This is a genomic window from Halostagnicola bangensis, assembly GCF_054653435.1.
In genome coordinates, this window is record NZ_BAAIGG010000002.1 from 2144100 (window position 1) to 2156815 (window position 12716).

Annotated in this window: 14 protein-coding genes; 9 read left to right on the plus strand and 5 right to left on the minus strand. The window is 62.6% G+C overall.

The features are described from left to right. Window positions 1-78: 78 nt before the first annotated feature. From ACYQ14_RS12415 to ACYQ14_RS12425, 3 genes are all read right to left on the minus strand, one after another. Window positions 79-1209: a pyridoxal-phosphate dependent enzyme gene (locus ACYQ14_RS12415; RefSeq protein WP_459888662.1), complete on the minus strand. Its 1131-nt coding sequence runs from the start codon at window positions 1207-1209 to the stop codon at window positions 79-81. 2 nt (window positions 1210-1211) lie between these two features. Continuing rightward, entirely contained in the window at window positions 1212-2171 is a 960-nt protein-coding gene (locus tag ACYQ14_RS12420; protein ID WP_459890060.1) for a succinylglutamate desuccinylase/aspartoacylase family protein, read from the minus strand. 212 nt (window positions 2172-2383) lie between these two features. Next, window positions 2384-2662, minus strand: coding sequence for a hypothetical protein (locus ACYQ14_RS12425; RefSeq protein ID WP_459888663.1), 279 nt, complete (start codon window positions 2660-2662; stop codon window positions 2384-2386). Between the two features lie 610 nt (window positions 2663-3272). On the opposite strand from ACYQ14_RS12425, the gene katG reads away from it, so the two are divergent. Both katG and ACYQ14_RS12435 read left to right on the plus strand, forming a co-directional pair. Further along, window positions 3273-5411 carry a catalase/peroxidase HPI gene (gene katG / locus ACYQ14_RS12430; RefSeq protein ID WP_459888665.1) on the plus strand — a complete coding sequence of 713 codons (2139 nt, stop codon included), beginning with the start codon at window positions 3273-3275 and terminating at the stop codon, window positions 5409-5411. A gap of 210 nt (window positions 5412-5621) precedes the next feature. Next, the gene (locus tag ACYQ14_RS12435) at window positions 5622-6770 is read left to right on the plus strand and encodes an MBL fold metallo-hydrolase (RefSeq protein WP_459888666.1); all 1149 of its coding nucleotides are present in this window, start codon (window positions 5622-5624) and stop codon (window positions 6768-6770) included. 189 nt (window positions 6771-6959) lie between these two features. On the opposite strand, the gene ACYQ14_RS12440 is transcribed toward ACYQ14_RS12435, so the two are convergent. Continuing rightward, on the minus strand, window positions 6960-7289 hold the full coding sequence (locus tag ACYQ14_RS12440; RefSeq protein ID WP_459888667.1) for a nuclear transport factor 2 family protein: 330 nt from the start codon (window positions 7287-7289) through the stop codon (window positions 6960-6962). A 129-nt stretch (window positions 7290-7418) separates the two neighbouring features. On the opposite strand from ACYQ14_RS12440, the gene ACYQ14_RS12445 reads away from it, so the two are divergent. The 4 genes from ACYQ14_RS12445 (at window position 7419) to ACYQ14_RS12460 (ending at window position 10384) form a co-directional block, all read left to right on the plus strand. Further along, entirely contained in the window at window positions 7419-9269 is a 1851-nt protein-coding gene (locus tag ACYQ14_RS12445) for a Rieske (2Fe-2S) protein (protein ID WP_459888669.1), read from the plus strand. Between the two features lie 106 nt (window positions 9270-9375). Then, window positions 9376-9579 carry a hypothetical protein gene (locus ACYQ14_RS12450; protein WP_459888671.1) on the plus strand — a complete coding sequence of 68 codons (204 nt, stop codon included), beginning with the start codon at window positions 9376-9378 and terminating at the stop codon, window positions 9577-9579. Between the two features lie 43 nt (window positions 9580-9622). Then, window positions 9623-10123, plus strand: coding sequence for a DUF367 family protein (locus tag ACYQ14_RS12455; RefSeq protein WP_459888673.1), 501 nt, complete (start codon window positions 9623-9625; stop codon window positions 10121-10123). A gap of 111 nt (window positions 10124-10234) precedes the next feature. Further along, complete coding sequence (locus tag ACYQ14_RS12460) at window positions 10235-10384, plus strand: 50S ribosomal protein L40e (protein ID WP_283836009.1); 150 nt, start codon at window positions 10235-10237, stop codon at window positions 10382-10384. 95 nt (window positions 10385-10479) lie between these two features. Here the strand turns inward: ACYQ14_RS12460 and ACYQ14_RS12465 are convergent, their stop codons facing one another. Next, window positions 10480-11097: an MBL fold metallo-hydrolase gene (locus ACYQ14_RS12465; RefSeq protein ID WP_459888674.1), complete on the minus strand. Its 618-nt coding sequence runs from the start codon at window positions 11095-11097 to the stop codon at window positions 10480-10482. 109 nt (window positions 11098-11206) lie between these two features. Between ACYQ14_RS12465 and ACYQ14_RS12470 the strand changes: the two genes are divergently transcribed. From ACYQ14_RS12470 to ACYQ14_RS12480, 3 genes are all read left to right on the plus strand, one after another. Further along, on the plus strand, window positions 11207-11386 hold the full coding sequence (locus tag ACYQ14_RS12470) for a DUF5786 family protein (protein ID WP_283836013.1): 180 nt from the start codon (window positions 11207-11209) through the stop codon (window positions 11384-11386). Further along, window positions 11386-11946, plus strand: a complete 561-nt coding sequence (locus ACYQ14_RS12475) for an endonuclease dU (protein WP_459888676.1) — start codon at window positions 11386-11388, stop codon at window positions 11944-11946. The genes ACYQ14_RS12470 and ACYQ14_RS12475 overlap by 1 nt, the downstream gene beginning before the upstream one ends. A 97-nt stretch (window positions 11947-12043) precedes the next feature. Next, complete coding sequence (locus tag ACYQ14_RS12480) at window positions 12044-12643, plus strand: uracil-DNA glycosylase (protein ID WP_459888678.1); 600 nt, start codon at window positions 12044-12046, stop codon at window positions 12641-12643. The last annotated feature ends 73 nt before the right edge of the window (window positions 12644-12716 follow it).

The window sequence follows — 12716 nt, forward strand, 5'->3', positions numbered from 1 at the left end:
CTGTCGCCGGCCTAACAGCTCTTTGATCGACGTCTACGCCCGCTGTGGATCATGGGGGCGTCCCAGACTCCGGCCCGGCTACGAGATTTTAAGGCCGCTTCCAGTCAACGGGACGACGATATCGTCATCGTCTCCGAGTATCCCCAATTCGCGGTATCGAGAAACCGCCGCCGGCGCGATCGCGCTGGTCGGTTCGACGTAGAAACCGCTTCGATGGAGCCGATTCAGCGCGGTTTCGATCGGCTCGTTCTCAAGCGCGATTGCATCTCCGCCGCTCGCTTCGATCGCCTCTACGAGTTCGTCTTCGCGGGCCGGCTCGGCGATCTGGATTCCGTCGGCGACCGTCGCCTGAGGTTCGTCGACGCCGCTCGGAACGCCCGCACTCGTTTCCCCCTCGAGGCGTCGAACGACCGGCGCGTGGCTCGTCGCCTGAACGCCGAGCAGACGCGGGATGTCGTCGGTGATCCCCGTTTCCTCGAGGCGGGAAAAGCCTCGGTAGGCCCCGAGAAAGAGCGTGCCGTGGCCGATCGGGAGGACGACAGCGTCCGGGACGGTCCACCCGCGTTGGGCCGCGAGTTCGAACGCGAACGTCATTGTCCCCGCGTAAAACGCCGGGTTCCACGCGTGGCTCGCGTACCATCCCGTTTCCCCGTCTTCTACGGCCTCGAGGCACGCGGTCGTCACGTCAGCGCGCGTCCCCTCGACCTGCACGGGACGAGCGCCGACGCGTTCGATGGCCCGTAGCTTGGATCGTTTGACGTCCGCCGGAACGTAGATGTCCGCCTCGAGTCCGGCGCGAGCGGCGTAGGTGGCGATCGCCGCACCCGCGTTCCCCGACGAGTCTTCGATCACCTTCTCGACGCCGAGTTCGACGGCTCGAGAGAGCGTCGTCGTCGCGCCGCGGTCCTTGAACGACCCCGTGGGAAAGACGTACTCGAGCTTGAACGACGCGTCCCACCGGGGAGCGTCGACGAGCGGTGTGGCTCCTTCGTGAAGCGAGACGTGTTTCTCGATCGGAAGGAGATCTGCGAACGCCCAGAGGTCGTTCCTCGGTTCCTCGAGGCTCAACTCCGTCGGCACATCCTCCGTCTCCTCGAGCGGCTCGCCTTCCAGAAACTCGAGAGCACGTCCACAGGAACAGCGCCAGGGTTCGTCAGGACTCGCATCGTAGACGGTGTCACACGCGGGACAGACGAGATCGGCCGGCATCGTCAGAAGGAGTCGACGTCGGTTCCGACCGAGCAGACGTACTCTCCGGTCGCGACCTGCGGGAGCCGCCGCGTTCGCCAGAGGACGCCGTCGCTGTCGGCTGTGACCTCGGCTTTCGTTTCGCCGAAGACGCTCGTCACCTCGAACAGCGTTTCGCCCGAACGAACCTGCTGGCCGAGTTCTTTCTGAATCGTGACGAGCCCGCCGACGGGCGAGCCGTACTGCTCGAAGCTGCTCGCGCGAATCTGTCGATTCAGGTCGTAGCTTTCCGGGAGAAAGTCGTAGTACCGAAGGACGTTGAACACGCCCTCGGCCCCCTTCTGAATGCTGGTTTCGTCCCAGCCGACGCAGCCGCCGAGTTCCGGATCGACGGTCGGAATCCCTTTATCGGGTGCTGCTCGTGCGAGCTGTCCGTCCGGCCCCTTCTGGTCGAGCACGTAGCCGCAGCCGAACGCCTTCGCGAGTTCGAGACAGTCGTCGTGCAGGCGGTGGCGTTTCCCACAGCGGACCCGAACCTCGTCGATCATCCGACTCGTCGATCCCTGGTGGAGGTCGAGGATCAGATCCGCCTTCCGTGCCACCTCGAAAACTGCGTGGGCGATCCGCTCGCTCGAGGTACCGTTTTCCGAGCCGGGAAAGGCCCGATTCATCTTCGTATCGTCGATCGGATTTCGATGTTCGGCGACCTGAAACGCGTGATAGTTAACGATTCCGACGATGAGAATCGTCCCTGAAATTTCGGCGGGATCGAGCCGAGGAACGACTCGCGTAAGCACGCCGACACCGTTCAACTCGTCACCGTCGCTCGCCGCCTGCAGGTACAGCGTTTTCCCGGGCTCCGCGCCGTTTACCACGGCGACGGGTAATCCGAACGGGCTGCCGTCTCTCGTCTCCCCGATCTCGAGACGGCCCGTGGCGATCTCGCCGGGCCCCGCGCTTGCGGTTCCGAGCGTCGTCGTCATATCACCGACGACGAGAGCGCTCGCCTTTACTGGTTCGGTCTTCCGGTCTCCGATCGCGCGGTTCTCCAGTTCGGCGCCACCGCTGACGACCGGAACTGTCACTAGCAAAGAAAATCTCTATCGAGCAGACGACCACCGCTCGCTTCGTCCGGAGTGACGGAAAATCAGTCCCTTCCGCTCCGATATCGGCGGAAGTGTTATCGCCAAAAAGCCTATCGGAACGTTCGATCGCCGAATTCGTCGTCCGCTGCATCGTCGTCGTCGCTGCTACCGGAGAGACGCGGCGTGAAGCCGCCGGTTAGGATGACCGCGACGACGATCAGCGTCGAGGAGAGAACCACGTAGTCATCACCGGGGTTGTATCCGGCGAGGTCCGATCCCGTCGAAACGACGAAGATCGTGATGAAAAAGACGACCGTTGCGAGCAACACCATGACGGCAATTCCGATGACGATCATCAACAGCGACGAGAGATACTTGACGAGTGACATACTCGCGATTCACAGTAGGCGTATGTAGTGATTTCGTCTTCGAACACGCTCGGCGCGGGCCGACGATCCCGCGACAAGGATATCGCTCCTCGAGTTCCCTCAAGCCAATTTGGCGAGTTCGACATCGAACACCGAAAACAAATTCGGGAATTAGGAAACTATGTATTGGATACGAGAAGGAACCGGTGCAGGTAGTAATACAACGTCTAACCGAGGACAGGAGGAGGCTACCGACGGCAGGGGAGATTACCAACGTGCAAGGAAGACTCACTGAATCACGGCCTCGGAGAATCCGTTCGAGACGGGTGACGCTTTCGAGACGGATGGCGCCGACTGCGACACACTGGGAACCCGCTTCGGACAACCAGAACCCCCACAGCGTCGGTCCTCCCGGACCGTTGCTGATAGACGGCTATCCTAACGTCGAGAAAATAGCTCTGTTACCCGTTGAATGGCTCAATCTGTGACGGCTGTCAGCGGTTGTACCGGTGACAGAGCACGCCTCATCGCTGATAAAAATTCCCAAAATAGAAATATTACTTGGTTCGTGCCGAAGACTTCGTTAGCAGATTAGAAAATCTTAATAAGCGAAAGTAGCAATACCCTCATGATGACTAGGTCTAACCAAGACTGGTGGCCGGAGAAGTTGAACCTGAAGCTCCTCGACCAGAACGCTCGTGACGACGACCCGATGGGCGAGGACTTCGATTACGCCGAGGAGTTCGAAAAACTCGACCTCGAGGAAGTGAAGGCGGACATCGAAGACGTGCTGACGACGTCTCAGGAGTGGTGGCCGGCGGACTACGGCCACTACGGGCCGTTGATGATTCGGATGGCGTGGCACAGCGCGGGTACCTACCGTACCACCGACGGCCGCGGGGGCGCGTCCGGCGGTCGACAGCGTTTTGCACCCCTGAACAGCTGGCCGGACAACGTCAATCTCGACAAGGCACGACGCCTGCTCTGGCCTGTCAAACAGAAATACGGCCGCAAACTTTCGTGGGCCGACCTGATCGTCCTGACCGGGAACGTCGCCCTCGAGTCGATGGGATTCGAGACGTTCGGCTTTGCCGGCGGACGCGAAGACGCCTACGCCCCCGACGAGGCCGTCTACTGGGGCCCCGAGGACGAGTGGCTTGGATCCGAGCGCCACGACGAAGAGGGCACCCTCGAGGAACCGCTCGGGTCCGACCACATGGGCCTGATCTACGTGAACCCTGAAGGCCCTAACGGCGAGCCCGATCCGGAGAAGGCCGCGGACTACATCCGACAGACGTTCGATCGCATGGCGATGAACGACGAGGAAACGGTCGCGCTCATCGCCGGCGGACACACGTTCGGGAAAACCCACGGCGCCGCCCCCGACGATAACCTCGGCGCACAGCCCGAAGAGGCCCCTATCGATTTACAGGGCCTCGGCTGGGAGAACGAACACGGCACCGGCAAGGGCAACGACACGATCACCAGCGGCCTCGAGGGCGCGTGGACCGACGCGCCGATCTCGTGGGACAGCGGCTTCCTCGACAACCTGTTCGAATACGAGTGGGAACTCGAGCAGAGCCCCGCCGGTGCACACCAGTGGAGACCGAAGGACGAGTCCGCCGACGACGACGTGCCGGACGCCCACGAGCCGTCGGAATCGCACCCGCCGATGATGCTCACGACGGACCTCGCGCTGAAGGAGGATCCGGACTACCGAGAGATTTCACAGCGGTTCCGCGAGGATCCAGCGGCGTTCCAGGAAGCCTTCGCGAAGGCGTGGTACAAGCTGATCCACCGCGACATGGGCCCGCCGATCCGGTTCCTCGGTCCCGAGGTTCCGGACGAAGAGATGCTGTGGCAGGATCCCCTTCCCGACGTCGACCACGACCTGATCGGGGACGAGGAGGTCGCCGAGCTCAAGGAAACGATCCTCGGTACGGATCTCTCCACCTCCCAACTGGTCAAGACCGCCTGGGCGGCGGCCTCGACCTACCGCGACAGCGACAAGCGCGGCGGAGCGAACGGCGCCCGCCTTCGCCTCGAGCCCCAGAGAAACTGGGACGTGAACGATCCGGAGGAACTCGAGACGGTGATCGAGACGCTCGAAGCGATTCAGGAGGACTTCAACAGTTCGCGCTCCGACGGGACGAGGGTCTCGCTGGCCGACCTGATCGTGCTGGGTGGCGCTGCAGCCGTGGAGGATGCAGCAGCAGATGCTGGCTACGACGTGACCGTTCCGTTCGAACCCGGCCGCACCGACGCCTCACAGGCACAGACCGATGTCGAGTCCTTCGAGGCGCTCAAACCCGAAGCGGACGGGTTCCGCAACTACCGCAGTGACGAGGCAGATCGCCCGACGGAGGAACTGCTGGTGGACAAAGCGGAACTCCTGAATCTGACGCCCGACGAGACGACGGTTCTGGTCGGCGGCATGCGCGCGCTGGACGCGAACTATCAGAACTCAGACCTCGGCGTCTTCACCGACCAGCCCGAGACGCTGACCAACGATTTCTTCGTGAACCTGCTCGACAACGACACGGAGGTAGAAGCGTCCTCGGAATCCGAAGAGGTCTTCGAGGTTCGCGACCGCGAAACGGGCGACCTAAAGTGGGAGGCGAGTCGCGTGGACCTCGTCTTCGGTTCGAACTCCCGACTTCGAGCCATTGCGGAAGTCTACGGAACCGACGACGCCGAGGAGAAGTTCGTGCACGACTTCGTCGACGCGTGGAGTAAAGTGATGAAACTCGATCGGTTCGACCTCGAGTAATCGCACTCGAGCGCTTTCGATTCGGTGACCGCGGACGCGTTTCGATCGAGTGTAGCCGCGGTCCATCACCCGGTTTCACAATCGTGTCGTGACGACGTCTCGAACGATGCGACACCTTCGTTTTCAGGACGGTCCGTGATCGTTCCGGCCCGCTCTCGTACACCGCAGTTAGCAGTCGATATTTAGGTCTCAGACCGCCTAGGAACAGGTATGGTCACCACACTCTCGGCGGAGAGACTCGCGGAGCTACAGGACGACGGCGAGGCGTACGCGCTCGTCGATACGCGCCCCGAAGAGAGCTTCGAGTCGTGGCACGTCGCCGACGCGATCAACTTTCCTTTCGGCCCCGAGGAGGAACTCGACGGCCGCCTCGAGGAACTCGAGGAACGCCTCGATGGCACGGACCGAGTGCTCACCATCTGCGCGAAGGGGATCTCCTCGGCTAACCTCGCGACTCAACTCGAGTCCACGACCGACGAGTACGATGTCGCGGCCGTCGAGGGCGGGATGAAAGGCTGGAGTCGGGTCTACGACCGGGCGGAGATCAACGTCGGCGACTCCGTCGAACTCGTCCAGATCCAGCGGCGGGCGAAGGGGTGTCTCTCCTACGTCGTCGGCTGTCCCGAAACCGGCGAGGCGCTGGTGGTCGATCCGACCGCGGACACCGACGAGTTCGCCGTCGCCGCCGAAGAAGCCGGACTCTCGATCGTGGGCGTCCTCGATACGCACGTCCACGCCGACCACGTCTCGGGTGGACGCGAGCTCGCAGACAGGCTCGAGGTCCCCTACTACCTCGGCGAGCGGGCGGCCGAACGCGGCGTCGAAATTTCCTACACGCCCCTCGAGCGAAACGAGGTCCTTGAGGTCGGCACGCTCGAGCTGAAGGCCCTCGAGACGCCGGGTCACACCAGCGAGATGATTTCGGTGCTGATCGACGACCGTGCACTGCTGACCGCCGACACCCTCCACGTCGATTCGACGGGCCGGACGGAACTCGAGTTCAACGAGGACGAGGGTGAGAAAGGAGCGCGGATGCTCTATGAAACTCTCCACCGAACCGTGCTCGCCGAACCCGAGCCGATCGTCGTCTGTCCGGGCCACGTCACCGTCACCGCCGATGGCGAGTTCGCCCACGGCGCACCCAGCGAGCCGATCTCAACGACGGTCCGGGATGCCAGGACCGGGATCGACATTCTCGAACTCGAGGAAGAGGAGTTCGTCGAGCGGATGGCCGACGCGGGCGAAAAGCCCTCGAACTACGAGGAGATCATCGACCGAAATCGCGGCGCGCTCGGAGAGGAACTGGATTCGGAGGATCGAGTCGAACTCGAATTGGGTCCGAACAACTGTTCGGCCTAACGGTGGGGGGTGTCACTTTGAAGGAGACGGTAAGTACAGGCGGAGGCGTTCCGCTGCGGTCGTGACGCAAGCACTGCACCCGCGAGCGACCATCGGGAGCGAGCGGCTTTTTAGCGTAGATTTTTGGAGGAGTGGTGAGCGAGCAACGCGAGCGAACCCGACGAGAAAAAGGTACGTTTGCACGTGTACTTATCGACTGTACGTCTCCAGCCGAACGATTGATTCATCCGCCATCTCGAAGAAATCCGCGAACTCGAATAACTCAGTCTCGCCCTCGAGCACCCGCCCTCGAGCGGCGACCCGACCACACTCTTCGTCGACGACGAGTTCCTCGAGTTCGTGGCTCGTGTCGGGATTCGGCCGTTCCCCGCGCATGAACTCGACGAACGCCTCGCGGCCGTCGAAGGTCCGATCCGGCCGTCGCTGGACGAACGCCGGGTCGAGGATTTCCTCGAGCGTCTCGTACTCGTGGTCGTCAAGTGCGCCGTAGTACCGTCTCACGAGGAGGTCGCCGTCCATATCTGGACGGGTTCGGTCCCGCGGGTGAAAAGTGCAGGCGTCTCGTCGCCGCGTCTACAGACGAATCAGTTAGTGGACAAAAACCTCGTTCAGGGAACGGTTTTCACTCAAGCCGTGGTGGCAATTCGCATGGCTACTGATTCCGACAACCTGTACGAAGTCTCCTCGCTCGAGGAACTCGAGGAGGAGGGGCGAACGTTGGTCTCCCGCGGCGGGACAGCGCTTGCCGTCTTCGCCCACGAGGGCGAGATACGCGCGGTCGACAACCGCTGTCCGCATATGGGATTTCCGCTCGCGGAGGGGACCGTCGATGACGGCATCCTCACCTGTCACTGGCATCACGCGCGATTCGAACTCTCCTGTGGCGACACGTTCGATCCGTGGGCCGACGACGTGCAGACGTATCCGGTCGAGGTTCGGGACGGAACGGTCTACGTCGATCCCACGCCGGAGCGAGCGAAACCTCCCGAGGAGCACTGGGTCGACCGCCTCGAGACGGGACTCGAGGAGAACCTGCGACTCGTTGTCGCCAAGTCGACGATCGGATTGCTCGACGCGGGAGCGGACTACCGCTCGCCCGTCGAAGCGACCCTCGACTTTGGAACCCGATATCGCGAGTCGGGCTGGAGCTCCGGGCTGACCATCCTCGGCTGTATGACGAACGTGATGGACGACCTCGAGGCCGAGAATCGAAAGCGGGCGCTGTACACCGGCGTTCGTCACGTCGCGAGCGACTGCGACGGCGAACCACCGACCGTTTCTCAGCCCGCGTTTTCGACGACCGACGTCTCGCTCGAGCGGCTGAAATCCTGGTTCCGCGAGTGCATCGAAGTCCGGGATGCCGACGGGGCGGAGCGGTGTCTTCGCACGGCGATCGAGGCCGGACACGACGAGGCGGCGGTCGCGGAACTGGTCTTTGCGGCCACGACTGACCACCCCTACCTCTCGACTGGCCACGTCCTCGACTTCGCGAACAAGGCCTTCGAGACACTCGAGCACGTCGGCTGGGAGCGCGCGCCGACGACGCTCGCGAGTCTGGTCGAACCGCTCGCAACCGCTTCCCGAAGCGACGAACGGTCGTCGTGGCGACAGCCGACCGACCTCGTGACCCTCCTCGAGGAGGTCTACGGCGGCGACGTGACCGAGACGAGCGGGCTCGAACGACTCGCCGCTGACGGTGAGGACGTGACGGCCGGTCGCAATGGCGGTAATAGCGGAGATGGCGGATGTGATGGTGATGGCGGCGATTGGGAATCTCCCTCCGGCTTCCAGGAAATATTACTCTCGGACGACCCCGAGGCGATCGTCTCGAGTCTTGCCGACGCGATACGAGCGGGGGCGAGCACCGAAGCCCTCGCACGCGAGACGGCGCGGGCCGCGGCGACTCGAGTCGCCCAGTTCGGCACGGCCAACGAGTTCTCGGACTGGAACACCGTCCACCACACGTTCACCTACGCGAACGCCGTCCACCAATCGACGCGCCGAACCGACGCGATCGAACTCTATCGGGGCGTCTTTGACGTCGCGCTCAACGTCTACCTCGATCGCTTCCTCAACACGCCGCCCGCACCCGTTCCGTCACCCGCCGACAACGAGACGGGCCGCGATCCGGACGCGATCCTCGAGGACCTCCTCAAGACGTTCGACACCGAAGGCGAGGTAAATCGCGCGGGCCGCCTCGTGGCCGAGTTTGTCGGCTGCGGCGGTGATGCGGCCAAACTGAAGCGTACTTTGGGTCACGCCCTCCTGCGCGAGGACGCGGGCTTTCACACGCTCCAGAACGTCGAGGCCGCGTTTCGGCAATTCGACCTGGCTCGAGAACGGATCGGGAGGGCAGACAGCGACGATGTCCGGCAGTGGGTCCCCCTGATCGCGACGGCGCGCTATCTGGCCGCGCACTTTCCGACTCGACGGGAGGCCGAACAGACGTTTACGATCGCGGCCAGATTGAACCGCGGCGAGACGATCCACGAGTCGTAGTCAGGCCGGGCGGAAGACGGTTCGATGCGGCCCGGCCGGCTCATTCCTCGAGACTCGGCGAATTCAGGCACGCTCCTTATCGAACTCCGGGGACTACCCGCTCGCGATGGCCGACCGCAACCTCGTAATCATCCTCGTAACGGCTACCATTTTCGTCGGATTAGTGGCGGGATGGGTAGCCGGGGTCTTCGGAGAGAGGATGGCCGGCCAAACGGCGACCTTCGGATTCACTGTCGGCGCGTTCCTCCTCCTCGTCGTTCTCACCTTCGCCTGGTTCATCGTCACGGACAGCTTCGGAGAAGCGGACTGATCCGAGTCACACTCCTTTTCTCTCACCCCGTCCTACCACGGGTGTGGAGTGTCACGTCTACTACGAAGGCGACGACGATCCGAAGAAGTGCACCGCTCGTCGCCTCGAGAAGTTCGACCGAGCCATCCTCCATCGGTCGATGAGGCAGGTTCCCTACGGGGTCGTCCTCAACCCCCACGCCGAGCAGGCGCTCTCGCCGGCGGACGCCGACGATGGACTTCGGACGCTCGTCGCGCTGGACTGTTCGTGGGAGTCCGCCGAGGAAGCGTCGTTCGCGATGAACGGCGTCCACCGTGCGCTCCCGTTTCTCGTCGCCGCCAACCCGGTGAACTACGGCAACCCGTTCCAGCTGACGACGGTCGAAGCGCTCGCGGGGGCGCTCCGTATCTTCGGCGAGGACCAAGCGGCCGAGGATCTCCTCGAGCCGTTCCGCTGGGGAGAGACGTTCCTGACGCTCAACGAGGAGCCCCTCGATCGGTACGCCGAGTGTGAGGACTCGAGCGACGTCGTCGCCGTGCAGGACGACTACCTGGCCGACGAGTGACTAGTTGCAAACGCTCGCTCTTCCCCCAACGAGCCCCGCGAGACGTCCCTCGCGGGAACTCCCGTGAGTTCGGACCGCAGGCATTATATGCGCCACGAACAACCGACCTGTATGGCCAGTTTCGACGCTGCGGAAAAACGGATGCTCGAGAAGATGATCTGCATGCGCTGTAACGCTCGTAACTCGAAAGACGCGAACCGCTGTCGCAAGTGCGGATACAAGAAGCTCCGACCGAAAGCCAAGGAAGCACGCGCAACGTAAGGTTCGACTCGACGGCTCGATTTTCGTTCGGTGCGCCCGTTTCTCGAGCGACGGGATCGTTCTCGAGCGTCAGAATTAGCCGCTGAGCGATCGCGCTACTCGTCCGGATACTTCGGCTCGCGCTTTTGGGCTCGCTCGAGGGCCGTCTCGACCACGTCGGTGACGTCGCCGTGGAAGACGCCGCCGTGTCCCGCGTACATGTGTTCGACGGAGTCGGGGAGCCGCGAGAGCAGTTCCTCGAGGCTCTCGATGAGGGTCTCTCGAGACTGGCCGGCCATGTCGGTTCGGCCGAAGCTCCCGTAGTCGAACGCGCCGTCGTCGTGGACGACCACGTCGCCGGAAAACAGCGTCGCTCCGGAGACGAACGAGACGTGGTCGTCGGCGTGACCGGGGGTGTAAATGACTTCGAAGGACTCGTCGCCGATCCGGACAGTATCGCCGTCATCGATCTCGTGCGTTCGAAGGGGGTGATCCGCGTACGCGTACACGTCCGGATCGAACGCGTCGCAGACGGCCTCGAGTTGGGCGACGTGATCACCGTGTTGGTGAGTCAGGACGATCGCGTCGATCGTTTCGCCGTCGAGAGACGTTCGGATCTCCTCGACGACGCCGTCCCACGCGCCAGCGTCCACAAGTATCGTTTGATCGCCACGAACGAGAAACGCGTTACAGGTGAACGTCTCCGCATCTTCGGTGACGTGTTGAACCTCCATGGACGGGTTCTCGGTATCTGGTGATATAATACTGGCGTCGATAGTACCGAAATATGATGTTTTTGCCACCCATGGAACTTTTGATGCCCCGGGTCGTATGTACTACCGTATGGGATTCGGAAGCTACGACGAATCCGAACAGCAAGAGGTTGACGCCGATTTTGATGATGATGACGCGGTAGAGTCCGAACAGAGCCACCACGACGGCACGCTCGAGTTCGAAAACGGTGCCTCGAGCGACGAACTGCTCGATCGGCTCGAGGAGATCAAGGACGAAGACGACTCCTGATGAAATCCGGGGCGCGGGCGCTGGGTATCGCCGAATCAGCCACCGGTGAGCGAAGCACGCTCGCCGGCGCGGTCGTTCGGGCCGACCGAACCGTCGAGGAGTTCGCGTTCTCCTCGTGTACGGTCGGCGGAACGGACGCGACTGATGCGGTCATTTCGCTTATCGACGAGTTCGATCGGCCGGACATCGATGACGTGATACTCGGTGCCATCGCCCCCGCGTGGTACAACATCGTCGACCTCTCACGTATCGCGAGAACAACTAATCGATCGGTTATCGCGGTGACGTTCGAAGACAGCGACGGCCTTGAAGACGGCCTCAGAGACGCTTTTTCTGGTGACCGGCTTGCACAGCGCCTCGAGCGCTATCGCTCTCTCCCGCCGAGACAACCGGTGTTGGTCAACGGCGAGACGGTGTACGTCCGCGCCGTCGGGCTCGAGCATTCGAAGGCGGTAGAACTCGTTCGCGCGTTCACGCCCGATGGTGGTCGACCGGAGCCGATTCGGGTCGCTCGAGCGGCCGCGCGAGCGGGCCACGAGTATCGATTTGGCGACCGGTAGCGACTCGAGCCGTCTGTGACTCCATCGTAACCAATCGCTGGCGGGCCACGCAGTTGCGACCCGAAACACGTAGTACCGGGGCGTCCAAGCGACGACCATGGACGAGGAGCTGGACGGACTCGAGGTGACCGCCTGCGAACGATGCCCGAAACTGGTCGACTCGCGGAGTCAGATCGTCAACGGAACGGGCCCGGAAGACGCCGACATCTTGTTCGTCGGCGAAGGACCGGGAGCGAACGAGGACGAACAGGGCGAGCCCTTCGTCGGCCGGAGCGGCTCGGTGCTAGACGACACGTTGCTCGTGGTCGGCCTCGAGCGTGGAGACGTTCGGATTACTAACTGCGTTCGCTGTCGACCGCCCGAGAACCGCGACCCGGCGAAATCGGAACTCGAGAACTGTCGCGGCTACCTCGAGACCGAAATCGACCGAATGGAACCGGACGTGATCGTCACCCTCGGAAAGGTTCCGAGCGAACATTTGCTCGGTCGATCCGTTTCGGTGACTTCGGAGGCTGGAACCGTCGAGGAGATACGGGTCAACGAGACGGCTCGTCGGGTCGTGCTCTCCGTGCATCCGGCGGCGACGCTGTACGACCGAAGCCAGGAGGACACGTTTCGGGAAGCGCTGGAGACGGCCGCTGACCTCGCTGGCGTCGACGGAAGCTCGAGTAACCAGCGGCGATTAGACGGTTTTTAACCGCCCTCGGGAAGAAATATTAAGTTACACATCATATATTCTCTATAGTCCTCTGTTCGTGACATAGAAAACA

Coding starts and splice junctions, on each gene's coding strand:
- ACYQ14_RS12440 (WP_459888667.1), bottom strand. CDS start 7,289: ATGGACGGCGACCTCCTCGTGAGACGGTACTACGGCGCACTTGACGAC.
- ACYQ14_RS12470 (WP_283836013.1), top strand. CDS start 11,207: ATGGGATTCGGAAGCTACGACGAATCCGAACAGCAAGAGGTTGACGCC.
- ACYQ14_RS12465 (WP_459888674.1), bottom strand. CDS start 11,097: ATGGAGGTTCAACACGTCACCGAAGATGCGGAGACGTTCACCTGTAAC.
- ACYQ14_RS12475 (WP_459888676.1), top strand. CDS start 11,386: ATGAAATCCGGGGCGCGGGCGCTGGGTATCGCCGAATCAGCCACCGGT.
- ACYQ14_RS12425 (WP_459888663.1), bottom strand. CDS start 2,662: ATGTCACTCGTCAAGTATCTCTCGTCGCTGTTGATGATCGTCATCGGA.
- ACYQ14_RS12435 (WP_459888666.1), top strand. CDS start 5,622: ATGGTCACCACACTCTCGGCGGAGAGACTCGCGGAGCTACAGGACGAC.
- ACYQ14_RS12460 (WP_283836009.1), top strand. CDS start 10,235: ATGGCCAGTTTCGACGCTGCGGAAAAACGGATGCTCGAGAAGATGATC.
- ACYQ14_RS12445 (WP_459888669.1), top strand. CDS start 7,419: ATGGCTACTGATTCCGACAACCTGTACGAAGTCTCCTCGCTCGAGGAA.
- ACYQ14_RS12420 (WP_459890060.1), bottom strand. CDS start 2,171: ATGACGACGACGCTCGGAACCGCAAGCGCGGGGCCCGGCGAGATCGCC.
- katG (WP_459888665.1), top strand. CDS start 3,273: ATGACTAGGTCTAACCAAGACTGGTGGCCGGAGAAGTTGAACCTGAAG.
- ACYQ14_RS12480 (WP_459888678.1), top strand. CDS start 12,044: ATGGACGAGGAGCTGGACGGACTCGAGGTGACCGCCTGCGAACGATGC.
- ACYQ14_RS12450 (WP_459888671.1), top strand. CDS start 9,376: ATGGCCGACCGCAACCTCGTAATCATCCTCGTAACGGCTACCATTTTC.
- ACYQ14_RS12415 (WP_459888662.1), bottom strand. CDS start 1,209: ATGCCGGCCGATCTCGTCTGTCCCGCGTGTGACACCGTCTACGATGCG.